Origin of the sequence: Thioalkalivibrio sp. ALJ7 (genome assembly GCF_000376865.1) — a bacterium.
GTDB lineage: Bacteria > Pseudomonadota > Gammaproteobacteria > Ectothiorhodospirales > Ectothiorhodospiraceae > Thioalkalivibrio.
Genome location: NZ_AQXQ01000012.1, coordinates 812,661 through 825,432, shown reverse-complemented (window position 1 = coordinate 825,432; position 12,772 = coordinate 812,661). Strand labels below are relative to the sequence as shown.

Here is a 12,772-nt window from a genome sequence, read left to right as displayed (position 1 = left end):
TTTCGCCGTGGCGCACGCGTCCGAGTCGCAGGGCCCGGCATCGTCCGCGGCCGATCGCGCACATTGCTTCCACTGTGGCCTCGAGGTTCCGCCCGGGGCCGATTATGCCGTCACCTTCGAGGGCCGCGAGCGGCCCACTTGTTGCCCAGGGTGTCAGGCGGTCGCCGGCGCCATCATTGAGCGCGGACTGGGCGCCTACTACCATCATCGCGACGCCCCGCCCGCCGAGAGCGGTAGCCCCCTAATCCCCGACGAGTTGCGCGAACTCGAGCTGTTCGACCATCCCGGCGTGCAGCAGCAGTTCGTCGTGTCCGCCGGCGCCGGCAATGACCGTCGCGAGGCGGCGCTGATGCTGGAAGGCATCACGTGTGCTGCCTGTGTCTGGCTGAATGAACGCCACGTGCAGGCGTTGCCGGGTGTGGAGAGCTTTCGCGTCAACTACTCCACCCACCGGGCCCAGGTCATGTGGGACCCGGAGCGCATCGCCCTGTCCGACATCCTGAAGGCGATCCGCGACATCGGCTATCACGCCCACCCCTACGACCCGGGCACGCGCGAGCAGGCCATCGCGCGTGAACGTGGTCTGGCCCTGCGGCGGATTGCGGTGGCCGCGCTGGGCATGATGCAGGTGATGATGCTGGCCGTGGCTCTGTGGCTGGGCGCCGAGGACACCGAACACGAAGACCTGCTCCAGTTCATGCGTTGGGTGGCGGCTGCCCTCACCACGCCGGTCGTCTTCTACTCCGCAATCCCGTTCTACCAGAGCGCCTGGCGCGATCTGCGGCATCGCCAACTGGGGATGGACGTCCCGGTCAGTCTGGCCATCATCGCGACCTATCTGGCCAGCCTGTACGCGGTCATCCTCGGCACCGGCGAACACGTCTACTTCGAATCCGTGGTGATGTTCGTGTTCTTCCTGCTGACCAGTCGCTACCTCGAGCTGATCGCGCGCCAGCGCGCCTCTCACGCCATCGATCGCCTGGATCGCCTGGTTCCGGCCATCGCCAGCCGTCGGATTGCCGACGGCCGCTTCGAAGCCGTACCGGTGGGCGAGCTGGTTCCAGGCGACACCCTCCGCGTGCGACCCGGCGAGACCATACCTACCGATGGTGTGGTGTGCGAGGGGGAGTCCACGGTGAACCAAGCCCTGTTAACGGGCGAACCTGAACCGCACCCGGTGCGCCCCGGTGAGCGTGTCACCGGTGGCGCCGTCAATGTCGACGGTCCGCTACTGATCGAAGCCGAGCGCGTCGGAGCCGAAACCACCTTGGCCGCGATCCAGCGTCTGCTCGACCGCGCCCAGACCGAGAAGCCCCGCATGGCCCGAGTTGCCGAGGCCGGCACGGGCTGGTTTGTGGGCGTCGTGTTGCTGTTGACCGCCTTGGCCGGGGTGGTCTGGTATGCCTGGATCGACCCGTCGCGGGCCTTGTGGGTCATGGTCGCCATGCTGGTCGCGACCTGCCCCTGTGCGCTGGCTCTGGCCACCCCGGTCGCGCTGACCGCGACCACGGGTGCCCTGTCGCGCCTGGGCATGCTGGTCACTCGAGGACGCGCCCTGGAGGCCCTGCCCCGAGTCGACCTGGTGTGCCTGGACAAAACCGGGACCTTGACCCTGGGGCAACCCCGCCTGGTGGCCCGTGCCGATCTGCAGCCCCCCCCGGATGCAGGCTCCTGGTTGGATTGGGCCGCGGCGCTGGAGGGGCACTCCGAACACCCACTGGCTCGGGCCATTGTGGGTATCGCAGACGGGACCGGCCCCGTCGCGACCAACGTCCACAACCTTCCCGGTCAGGGCCTGACGGGTCAGATCCACGGCCACCGCGTCGCCATCGGGGGCAGCACGATGCTCCCGCAGGACCCTGCCGCGCCCCCCTCGCCGCCGGAGGGCTTTCCTTTGGCGAGCCCTGTTTGGCTCGTGGTTGATGACCAGCCAGTGGCTCTATTCTGGCTGGCGGATACCCCCCGCCCGGATGCGCGCGCCCTGATCACGGACCTGCAGGCCCGCGGGCTAGGGGTGGTCCTGTTGACCGGCGACCGCCCGGAGGCCGCGCAGGCCTTCGCAGCACAGATGGGGATTCTCGACGCTGTGGGTGGATTGGCGCCCGAGGATAAGCTGGCCTACGTGCGCGCTCGTCAGGCCGAGGGCCGGGTGGTACTCATGGCCGGTGAAGGTATCAACGATGCCCCGGTGCTGGCAGGCGCCGACGTGTCGCTGGCTATGGGTGGCGGCACGCAACTGGCCCAGAACCAGGCCGACCTCGTCCTGCTGTCGGACCGGCTGGAGCAGTTACCCCAGGCCCTGGATCAGGCGCGCCACACACAGCGCGTCATCCATCAGAATATCGCCTGGGCAATCGGCTATAACGCCCTGGCGCTCCCGGTGGCGGCGTCCGGCTTGCTGACTCCCTGGCTTGCGGCACTGGGCATGTCGCTCAGTTCGTTGTTGGTGGTGGGCAATGCGTTGCGCCTTCGACCGCCCCGTGAGGATTCAGCTACCGTTTCCAGTAGCGCTCCGGTCCCGGCATCAGAACGTGGCGCGCCCCCGGTTTAAGGCCACCACGCAGGGGGTTACACTGATCGGATGACGATCCTGTACCTGCTGATCCCGCTCGCCATGCTGTTTGCCCTGGTGGTTGGGCTTGTTCTGTTCTGGGCGATCCGCTCGGGTCAGTACGACGATCTCCAGGGGCCTGCCCACCGCATCCTGATGGACGACGACGATCCCCGTATTCCGACCGGCTCCCAGTCGGATTCGCCGGAGCGTCCGGAAGAGGATGGAGGCCACGAAAAGACCAAGCGCTGACCTCGGTCGAACTTGCGTCGCGCCGCAGCGCGGCTTACCCTTTGCCTAATTCTGTTAGGAACATTCCGAGGGCTGCGAGATGCGCGAGTGGTTTACCTTTTCAAACTTCCCGTTGACGTTCACGGCGGGCCTGATCATCTGGTCCTGGATCAGCTTCTTTTCGGTGATCCTGTTCGGCTGAGCCAGGAGGATTCCGGCCGGGTCGGGTGAGTAGGCCCGATGTCCGGCAACAAAAAGGCCCCGGCATTTGCCGGGGCCTTTTTCGTTCGGGCTCTAATGCCCTCTGCTTTAGCGCTGCGCGGAGACGTTAGTCGTCGAATGCCGCGCGGATACGCTTGATCGCGTTGTTCTCGATCTGGCGGATACGCTCGGCCGATACGCCGTACTCCGCCGCCAGTTCATGCAGCGTCGCCTTCTGCTCCGCCATGTAGCGGCGCATCAGGATGGTACGCGCACGCTCGTCCAGCTCGCCCAGGGTCTGGCTCAACCGTTCCTGGTAGTGGCGATCCCAGTCTTCGTCCTCGGTGACGTGGGCCGGGTCATCGCTAAGGTCCTCCAGGCTCAGGCGTTCGGACGGTGACGCATAGCTGTGCTCGTCGTCCACCTCCGGGCCCGGGTCGAAGCTCGCGTCCTGGCTGGACAGGCGGCGCTCCATCTCCCACACGTCCTTTTCCGAAACGCCCAGATCCTGCGCCACTGCGGAGACCTCCGCGTTGGACAGCCAGCCGAGACGCTGCTTGGCGCTGCGCAGGTTGAAGAACAGCTTGCGCTGCGCCTTGGTGGTGGCGACCTTCACGATGCGCCAGTTGCGCAGGATGAACTCGTGGATCTCGGCGCGGATCCAGTGCACCGCGAAGGACACCAGCCGTACACCCTGGTTGGGATCGAAGCGGCGCACGGCCTTCATCAGGCCGACATTGCCTTCCTGGATCAGGTCCCCCAACGGCAGGCCGTAGCCCTGGTAGCCGCGAGCGACGTGGATCACGAAGCGCAGGTTATGCAGGATCAGTTGGCGTGCGGCATCCAGGTCCTGGCGCTCGTGCAGCGCCACGGCCAGTTCGCGCTCCTGTTCGGTGTCCAGCACCTCGATACGGCCTACGGCCTGCATGTAGTGATCGAGGTTACCCACCGGGACGGGCATGTCGACGCGCGGGGTGGTCAGGGCCTGAGTCATGCGTGGTGTTTCCTCCCGATTCATGGCTCTAGATTAGCAGTCTGTGCGTAGGAGTGCTAAACCCTGTAAAAGTTCCGGCCGTTGGGCCGGGTCGAATTGTCCCTACGGTGCGTCGCGCAGGGCGTGGCCGCTTCCCAGACGGGCACCCAGCCAGCCGAGGAAAAGGCCGGCCAGCATGAGCGACAACAAATGGCTTGCTCCGGGCAAGCCAAGTTCGAACTCGAGTGCGAACGCCGCCGCAGCCTGTTCCAGGGGCGCACGACTTAGGGCAATGCCGACCAGCAGCAGGATGCCCGCAAAGACGCCGCCCCCGAAGCCGGTGAGCAGGCCGCCGTACAGCGATGGACGACGGAGGAATCGGTGGGTCGCCCCGCTGATGCGCGAGATGGCAATCTCCTCCCGGCGTTCGCGCAACTCCGACGCGGTCGCGAGGGCCAGGATCAGCACGGCCCCCAGCCCAAGCAGGGCGCCCACCACGGTCAGGATACGCAGGCCCACCTGGTGCAGGCTGTTCAGCTGGCGCACCCACTCGTCGTCGCTGATCACGGTTGCGTTGGGCGCGAGTGCTTCGAGTTCCTCGCGCAATGCCGTCACCGTTGCCGGGTCGGCAGAGGCCGGCACGACATCGATCACATCGGGCAAAGGGTTCGTATCCAGCCAGTCCAGCAGGCCGGGGTCGGACAGGCCCTCGCGATAGCGTTCCAGGGCTTCGTCGGCGTCGATCCAGGTCCAACGTTCGACCCGCGCGTCGGTCTCCAGGTGGCGTTCCAGTTCAGCGGCCGTTTCCGGTGCGACATCGTCCAGATACAGGGCGATGCGCGGGTCATGGTCGATGTGTGCGGACAGGGCGCGGGCGTTATCCAGCAACACCCAGAGGAAGGCTGGGAGCGTCAGGATGAAGCCCAACACAGCGATGCTGATCAGACTCAGCACGGGGGCCTGGAGCCGCCGTTGGAAGCTGCGTCGGGCGGCATCCCGGTGGGCCTCCACCCATGCGGGCACAGCGTCGAGTACGCGCCGACCGGGTCTCATGCCGGGTGCCCCGCGGCGGCGCGGGCCTCGATGCGCCCGTCCTCCAGGTGCAGGATCGGTTTGCCCATACCCTCGACCAGCCCGAGGTCGTGGCTGGCGATCAGCGCGGTCATGCCGACCCCGTTGAAGTCATCGAACAGCTGGAGGATCTCGCGCGAGAGCGCCGGGTCGAGGTTGCCGGTGGGCTCGTCTGCCAGCAGCAGGACCGGGCGATGGACAATGGCCCGCGCAATCCCGACGCGTTGCTGTTCGCCTGCGGACAGGGTGCGCGGGTTGACCGCCTCCTTGTGCAGCAGGCCGACCTTGTCCAGCGCGGCACGCACGCGTTTGCGCATCTCCGGGCGGCGGTAGGCGAGGATTTCGAGCGGCAGGGCAACGTTATCGAACACCGGGCGATCGAACAGCAGGCGGTGATCCTGGAAGACCAGTCCAATACTGCGGCGAAAACCGGGGATTGCCCGATTGGAGAGCCGATCCAGGTCGTGGCCGTTGACCTGGATACGCCCACGGGTCGGGCGTTCCAGCCCGGCGATCAGCCGCAGCAGCGTGCTCTTGCCGGCACCCGATGGGCCGGTGATGAACGCCATCGCGCCCGCGTCCACCCGAAGACTGACGTTGCTAAGCGCCTCTGACGCGCTGCCGAATCGTTTGGTGACGCGTTGTAGGCGAATCATCCAGAGCGCTCGCTAATCGCCGTCGCGGCCGAGCAGGGCGCGCACGAAGGCGCGGGCATCGAAGGCCTGCAGGTCTTCCGCCTTCTCCCCGACTCCGATAAAGCGCACAGGCACACCCAGCTGCTGCGCAAGGGCGAACAGCACGCCGCCCTTGGCGGTACCGTCGAGCTTGGTGACCACGATTCCGGTCAGGCCGAGGGCCTCGTGGAACTGGCGCGCCTGGTTCAGGGCGTTCTGGCCGGTACCGCCGTCGACCACCAGTAGCACTTCGTCCGGGGCGTGTTCGTCGAGGCGGCCCATCACGCGTTTTACCTTGCGCACCTCATCCATCAGGTTGGTCTGGGTATGCAGGCGCCCGGCGGTGTCGGCGACCATCACGTCGATGCCGCGGGCCTGGGCTGCCTGCAGGCCGTCGTAGACCACCGAGGCGGAGTCGGCCCCGGTGCCTTGGGCGATGACCGCGACGTTGTTGCGCTCGCCCCAGGTCTGCAGCTGTTCCACGGCCGCGGCGCGGAAGGTATCGCCCGCGGCCAGCAGCACCGAACGTCCTTCCGCCTGGAGGTGGTGTGCCAGCTTGCCGATGGTGGTGGTCTTTCCGGCCCCGTTGATGCCCACCACAAGGATCGAAAACGGGCGCTCGGCCGCAAGAATCTCCAAGGGCTGCGAGACGGGTTCGAGGATCTCGATCATGGCCGCCTCCAGGGCGTCCATCAGGGCCTCGGCATCATCCAGTTGCCCGCGCTTCACCTCGCGGGTGATACGATCCATGATCTGCTGGGTGGCATCCAGGCCAACGTCGGCAAGAAGCAGGCGTTCTTCCAGTTCCTCGAAAAGCTCGTCGTCGATTTTGCGCCGGAACAGCGACCCCAGGTCGCCGCCCAGGGCCTGCCCGGTTTTGGCCAGACCTTGACGCAGCCGCTGGAACCACCCTCCACGGGCGGGCTTTTCCGGCTCGGTCCCGGGCGTTTCCGGGGCGGGTGCAACAGGGTCGTCGGACTTGTTCTTGCGGAAACCGAACATGCTCAATGTGGTCAAGTAGAGAGTTCGCCAATGCTAGCACGAGGATTCACGAATCATGCGCGGTAAAGATCTAGTAGCAGTGCTTGCAACCGCACTGGCTTTCGCCTGGCCCGTCGTAGCCCCGGCCGACTCGCTCGAGATGGAATCCGACGTGGTTGAGGCCACGTTGGACAACGGCCTGACGGTATTGGTGTTGGAGGATCGGCGGGCCCCGGTCGTGGCCAATATGGTCTGGTACCGGGTCGGCTCGGCCGACGAGCACAGTGGTGTGACGGGGATCTCGCACATGCTGGAACACATGATGTTCCGTGGGACCGAGGCCTACGAGCCTGGCGAATTCTCGCGCATCGTCTCGCGCCTGGGTGGGCGCGAGAACGCCTTTACCGGTCGCGACTACACCGGCTACTTCCAGATCATCGGCCGTGATCACTGGGAGACGGTAATGGCCATGGAGGCCGAGCGCATGCAGTACCTCAAGCTGCAGGACGATGAGTTCCAGCCGGAGTTGCGCGTGGTGCAGGAGGAGCGCCGCCTGCGCGTGGAGGACCAGCCCAATTCGCTCTTGCGTGAACAAGTGATGGCTACCGCGTTCTTCAACCATCCCTACGGCATTCCCGTGATCGGCTGGATGAGCGATATCGAGGCCTACACCCTGGCGGACACACAGGCGTGGTATGACCGCTACTACCACCCGAACAATGCCGTCGTGGTGGTCGTCGGCGATGTCGATGCCGAGGAAGTGATTGCGGCCGCGCGCGAGCATTTCGGGGACATTCCGGCCGGAGATTTGCCCGAGACGAAGCCGCGTACGGAGACCCCGCAACGAGGCGAGCGGCGCATCACCCTGGAGGCGCCGGCCGAGCTGCCCTTCCTGATGATGGGCTGGAAGGCCCCAGTCCTGAACACACTGGACGACCCGATGGATGCCTACGCCCTGATGGTGGCGGCAGGGGTTCTGGATTCCGGCGAGGCCTCGCGATTTGCCCGCGAGATCGTGCGTGGCGAGGAACTGGCCGGCGCGACGTCGGCCCGTTACAGCCCGTTCAGCCGCCTGGATGACCTGTTCATGATCGCGGCCGTGCCCAGCGCCGATACCGATATCGAGTCCCTGGAGGCCGCCTTATTGGAGCAGGTGGAGCGCCTGAAGGACGAGCCAGTCAGCGACAGTGAGTTGGAGCGCGTACAGGCCCAGGTGATTGCCTCAGAGATCTACCAGCGCGATTCGGTGCGTTCGCAGGCCTTCCAGCTGGGCATGCTGGAAACCATCGGGGTGGGTTGGCAGGAAGGTGATCGTTTCGTGGAACGCGTGCGTGCGGTTACCGCCGAGGATGTGCAGCGCGTGGTACGGGAATACCTCGTGCCCAATCAACGCACGGTCGGCATTCTCGACCCCCAGCCCCTGGATGGCGAGGCCCGTCCCGATTCGGGGCAGGCCTACGGTGATGACACGGGAGGTCTGTGATCATGGGAGCCAAGATGATGCGAGCGGGTGTTCTGAGTGTCCTGGGTTTTCTGCTGGCGCTGGCGCTACCGGCCCAGGCCGTCGAGATCGAAGAGTGGGAGACCACCGAGGGGTTGCGGGTGTTGTTTGTGGAGGCGCCGGACCTGCCGATGGTCGACCTGCGCCTGACCTTCGACGGCGGAGCCTCGCGCGATGGGAGCCAGGGCGGCCTGGCATTGCTGACCAGCAGTGCATTGCGCCACGGTACCGCGGATATGGATGCCGACGAACTGGCCGAGCGCTTCGAGTCCGTCGGTGCCGAATTCGGCACCCAGTCGCTGCGCGATATGGCCATCATCAACCTTCGCAGCCTGACCGAGCCGGACTGGATGGATGCGGCGCTGGATACCCTGACGGACGTCCTGGCCGCGCCGGCTTTCCCGGATAGCGACTTTGACCGCGCGCGGCGCCAGGCCCTGCAAGGTCTCCAGCGCGAGCGCCAGGACCCGGGCAGCGTGGCCACCCGTCGCTTCTACGAATTGATGTACGAAGGCCACCCCTATGCCAACTGGCCGCGGGGTGACCGGGACAGCCTTGAGGCATTGAGTCCCGGGGATGCGCGCACGTTTTTTGAGCGCCACTACACGACCGGCAACGGCGCACTGGCGATTACCGGCGGCCTTGATCGCGAGCAGGCCGAGAGTATCGCGGCCCGCATCTCGTCGGCGCTGCCCCGGGGTCCCGCAGTCGATCCGCTGCCAGACGTACCGCAACGGGACGAACCGGTGGAGGAGCGCATTGACTTCCCGTCGGAACAGGCCCACATCCATATGGGCGCGCCCGCCCTGCGCCGCGGGGACGATGACCACTATGCGCTGACCCTGGCCAATCACGCCTTTGGTGGCGGTGGATTCACCTCGCGGCTGTTCCAGGAGATCCGCAGCCAGCGCGGATTGGCCTATTCGGTCAGCAGCCGCTTTCAGCCGATGGCCGTGGAAGGGCCGTTCCGGATTGGTATGCAAACCGGAGTGGATCAGGCGGACGATGCGGTGAACGCCCTGCGCGACGAACTGCGGCGCTGGCACGCAGAGGGAATCGATGCGGACGAGCTGGAGGCGTCGCGTGAGAACACGGTCAACAGCTTCCCGCTGTCGTTGGCTTCGAACAGCGACATCGTCAGTCTGCTCGGGATGATGGCTTTCTACGATCTGCCGCTGGACTACCTGGAGCGCTACATCGAGCGCATGGAGGCGGTTGAGCTGGATGACCTGAATGAGCGCCTGCGCGAGCGCATCAATCCGGATGCGATGGTCACGGTGATCGTGGGTGGCCAGGAGTAGGCGCGCCCCCGCCGGGCGCGCCGCGCGCATCCGCATCATCGGCGGTGCCTGGCGGCGGCGCTGGTTGCCGGTGCTCGGGGTGGGTGGGCTGCGTCCCACCGCGGATGCCCTGCGCGAGACCCTGTTCAACTGGCTGCAACCCAGTCTCCCTGGTGCCCGCGTGCTGGATCTGTTCGCTGGCACGGGGGCCCTGGGCCTGGAGGCGGCGTCGCGTGGGGCGGCATCGGTGTTGTTGGTGGAACGTGATGCGCGTGCGGCCGCGCAGTTGCAGGCCAACTGCGAGACGCTGAGGGCCGAACAGGTCACGGTGCGCCGCGATGACGCCTTGCGCCTGCTGGCGGCCGCTCCGCCGGATGGGCAGCCCTATGACTTGGTTCTGGTGGACCCCCCGTTCCACCAGGATCGGGTGGTGCCAGTGCTGGAGGCCTTGGTGATGCAGGGCTGGATCCATGCCGACAGTCAGATCTACGTAGAGATTGAGGCCGAGGCCGCCCTCGACTTTCTTGTTTCAAGCGGGTGGCATATCGAGCGAGAGCGCCAGGGCGGGCAGGCCCGCGCCTTGCTTTTGACGCGGCTTCCCGGCGTCTAACGGTGGGTGATACGGCGGGGCTGTGAAGCCCTTCGCAGTTTTTGCAGTGCTGGCTGTCTTTCGCTACGGTGGGCAATGTCCCACCTGACAGCGGCAACGCGCCAACGGGCGCGCACCAGGCAGCTTCGCGGCAAGAAGCAGTCAGGCCCGTGCCCGCAACTCGAACACAAGGGGAAACCGAATGGATGAACAGTCCACCCCCGGTCTGACGCAAACGCGCCTTCGCGGCTTTGGCGTGATCTGCAGCCCGGTCTTCTATGCCTCCAGTATTGTGATCGCAGTGTTTGTGCTGTTTGGGGCGATCTTCCCGGATCGTGCCGAAGCGATCTTCGAACAACTGCAGACCGGGATCTCGGAATATCTTGGTTGGTACTACATGCTGGTCGTAACGGTGTTCCTGGTGTTCTCCCTGTACCTGATGTTCAGCCGGTACGGTGGGGTGCGCCTGGGGGACCAGTTCGAGACGCCGCGCTTCAGCTATGCCGCATGGTTTTCGATGCTGTTCTCCGCCGGGATGGGGATCGGGCTGCTGTTCTGGAGTATCGCCGAGCCGATGTACCACTATCTGAGCCCGCCGCATGCGGAGGGCGAGACCAGTGGCGCGGCCGTCGAGGCGATGCGCTACACCTTTTTCCACTGGGGGCTGCATGCCTGGGCGATCTACATCGTCGTGGGCCTGTCGCTGGCGTATTACGCCTACCGCCACAACCTCCCGCTGCTGATCCGCTCTTCGCTGTATCCCTTCATCGGGGATCGGATCTACGGCCCCTGGGGGCATGTGGTGGATGTCGTGGCCTTGTTCGGCACCCTGTTTGGTGTGGCGACCTCGCTGGGGCTCGGGGTTATGCAGATCAACTCGGGCCTGAACTTCGTGTTCGGGATCGAGGAATCGACCGCCATGCAGATCATACTCGTGGCGATCATCACCCTGATCGCGGTGGGTTCGGTCGCGCTGGGTGTCGACAAGGGCATCAAGCGTCTGTCGAACTTCAACATCGGGCTGGCCGCGATCCTGGTCGCACTGTTGCTGATCATGGGGCCGACGCTGTTCATCCTGCGCCTGCTGGTTGAATCCACCGGCGTTTATGTGCAGAACCTGCCCGAGATGAGTCTGTGGGCCGATACCATTGAAGACTCCGGCTGGGCTGCCTCCTGGACCATCTTCTACTGGGGCTGGTGGATCTCCTGGGCCCCGTATGTCGGCATGTTCATTGCGCGAGTGTCGCGTGGCCGCACCATCCGAGAATTCGTGGCCGGCGTGCTCCTGGCCCCGACCGCCGCGGCCTTTGTCTGGCTGGCCGTGTTCGGGGGTACCGCGATGAGCTACGAGCTCGACGGCGTGGTCGATCTGACCGCCGCCGTGTCGGAGAGCGTGTCCACCGCGTTGTTCGTGACCCTTCAGGCGATGCCGCTATGGGATTGGCTGGCGATTGTGGTGATGGCAGCGGCGACCTTGCTGATCGTGACCTTCTTTGTCACCTCCTCGGATTCCGGTTCGTTGGTCATCGACACCCTGGCCTCCGGCGACGTGCGCAACGGGACCGTCACCCAGCGCGTGTACTGGGCCATCCTCGAGGGGGTGGTCGCCTCCATCCTGTTGCTGGCGGGGGGGCTGGCGGCGCTGCAGGCCGCTGCGATCAGCATCGGATTGCCGTTCTCGGTGGTGATGCTGATCATGGTCATCGGGCTGTACAAGAGCCTGCAGCAGACCGAAGCGGTTACGCCGACCAAGTATCAGAAGGAGGCGCCACCGCCGCATACCCTGTTCGGGTATACCGACGACCTCGACGACAAGATCAAATAGGAGTCGATATGGCTGCGTCCCGAGTGGCGCTGCTGGGATGCGGGCTCATGGGGCAACCCATGGGCCTGCGTCTTTTGCAGGCCGGATTTCCCGTGGTGGCGTACAACCGCACGGTATCCCGCGCCAGTGATCTGGCTACGGAGGGAGTGACCGTTCATAGCGCACCTGCGGCGGCGGTCGCGGAGGCAGATGTACTGGTGCTCATGCTCAGCGACGCAACGGCCATCGAGGCCGTGCTGGGTGCTCTCCCGACCGGGTCGTTATCGGGGCGCTGCGTGATCCAGATGGCGACGATCCTCCCGGCCGAGAGCCGGGCGCTGGCCAAGCGGGTGCGCGCGGCCGGCGCTTGCTACCTGGAGGCCCCGGTGCTGGGTTCCATCCCGGAAGCACGGGATGGCCGCCTGTTGATCATGGCGGGTGCCGATAGCGATGAGGACTTTGCCCGTGCACAGCCCGTGTTGGCGGCCCTTGGCGAGACCCCTCGGCATGTCGGTCCGGTGGGGCAGGGGGCGGCGCTGAAGCTGGCTTTCAATCAGCTGATCGCCAGTCTTACCGCCGCGTTCTCCTTGAGCCTTGCGCTTGTCCGACGCGAAGGCGTGGAGGTCGAGACTTTCATGGAGATCTTGCGCGATAGCGCTCTGTATGCCCCAACCTTCGACAAGAAGCTGGGCAAGATGCTGTCCGGCGACTTTGGGTCCGCTAACTTCCCGGTCAAGCATCTGCTGAAAGATGTGCGCCTGACCGAGCGGGCGGTCGAGGATGCTCAGCTGGTTGGGCCGTGGTTACCGTTGTTGGCGGACCTTCTGGACCAGGCGCAGGACCAGGGGCTGGCGGACGCTGACTATTCGGCGATCTACCGGGCGATTGCCCCGGAGCCCGCCAAACACTGACGGGT

Annotated in this window: 11 protein-coding genes; 7 read left to right on the top strand and 4 right to left on the bottom strand. The window is 65.6% G+C overall.

Going from position 1 to position 12,772, the window contains the following annotated elements; genetic code table 11:
• The first annotated feature begins 7 nt into the window (after positions 1-7).
• Positions 8-2,551 (top strand): heavy metal translocating P-type ATPase, encoded by a 2,544-nt coding sequence (locus tag D002_RS0112565; protein WP_018142281.1) that lies wholly within the window; start codon positions 8-10, stop codon positions 2,549-2,551.
• A gap of 30 nt (positions 2,552-2,581) precedes the next feature.
• Positions 2,582-2,803: a cbb3-type cytochrome oxidase assembly protein CcoS gene (gene ccoS, locus D002_RS0112560; protein ID WP_018142280.1), complete on the top strand. Its 222-nt coding sequence runs from the start codon at positions 2,582-2,584 to the stop codon at positions 2,801-2,803.
• A gap of 307 nt (positions 2,804-3,110) precedes the next feature.
• Here ccoS and rpoH read toward each other — a convergent pair whose 3' ends face one another.
• From rpoH to ftsY, 4 genes are all read right to left on the bottom strand, one after another.
• Positions 3,111-3,977 carry an RNA polymerase sigma factor RpoH gene (rpoH, locus tag D002_RS0112550; RefSeq protein ID WP_018142278.1) on the bottom strand — a complete coding sequence of 289 codons (867 nt, stop codon included), beginning with the start codon at positions 3,975-3,977 and terminating at the stop codon, positions 3,111-3,113.
• Positions 3,978-4,079: 102 nt separating this feature from the next.
• Positions 4,080-5,009 carry an ABC transporter permease gene (locus D002_RS0112545; RefSeq protein ID WP_026181712.1) on the bottom strand — a complete coding sequence of 310 codons (930 nt, stop codon included), beginning with the start codon at positions 5,007-5,009 and terminating at the stop codon, positions 4,080-4,082.
• Positions 5,006-5,683 (bottom strand): cell division ATP-binding protein FtsE, encoded by a 678-nt coding sequence (gene ftsE / locus D002_RS0112540; RefSeq protein WP_018142276.1) that lies wholly within the window; start codon positions 5,681-5,683, stop codon positions 5,006-5,008. The genes D002_RS0112545 and ftsE overlap by 4 nt, the downstream gene beginning before the upstream one ends.
• Positions 5,684-5,695: 12 nt before the next feature.
• On the bottom strand, positions 5,696-6,703 hold the full coding sequence (ftsY, locus tag D002_RS0112535) for a signal recognition particle-docking protein FtsY (RefSeq protein ID WP_018142275.1): 1,008 nt from the start codon (positions 6,701-6,703) through the stop codon (positions 5,696-5,698).
• 55 nt (positions 6,704-6,758) lie between these two features.
• On the opposite strand from ftsY, the gene D002_RS0112530 reads away from it, so the two are divergent.
• The 5 genes from D002_RS0112530 (at position 6,759) to D002_RS0112510 (ending at position 12,767) form a co-directional block, all read left to right on the top strand.
• Positions 6,759-8,165 (top strand): pitrilysin family protein, encoded by a 1,407-nt coding sequence (locus D002_RS0112530; RefSeq protein ID WP_026181711.1) that lies wholly within the window; start codon positions 6,759-6,761, stop codon positions 8,163-8,165.
• Positions 8,166-8,179: 14 nt separating this feature from the next.
• Positions 8,180-9,484: a pitrilysin family protein gene (locus D002_RS0112525; RefSeq protein WP_026181710.1), complete on the top strand. Its 1,305-nt coding sequence runs from the start codon at positions 8,180-8,182 to the stop codon at positions 9,482-9,484.
• The gene (rsmD, locus tag D002_RS0112520; protein WP_018142272.1) at positions 9,471-10,073 is read left to right on the top strand and encodes a 16S rRNA (guanine(966)-N(2))-methyltransferase RsmD; all 603 of its coding nucleotides are present in this window, start codon (positions 9,471-9,473) and stop codon (positions 10,071-10,073) included. The genes D002_RS0112525 and rsmD overlap by 14 nt, the downstream gene beginning before the upstream one ends.
• A 181-nt stretch (positions 10,074-10,254) precedes the next feature.
• Positions 10,255-11,877 (top strand): BCCT family transporter, encoded by a 1,623-nt coding sequence (locus tag D002_RS0112515; protein ID WP_018142271.1) that lies wholly within the window; start codon positions 10,255-10,257, stop codon positions 11,875-11,877.
• 8 nt (positions 11,878-11,885) lie between these two features.
• Positions 11,886-12,767, top strand: a complete 882-nt coding sequence (locus D002_RS0112510) for an NAD(P)-dependent oxidoreductase (protein WP_026280054.1) — start codon at positions 11,886-11,888, stop codon at positions 12,765-12,767.
• Positions 12,768-12,772 lie beyond the last annotated feature (5 nt).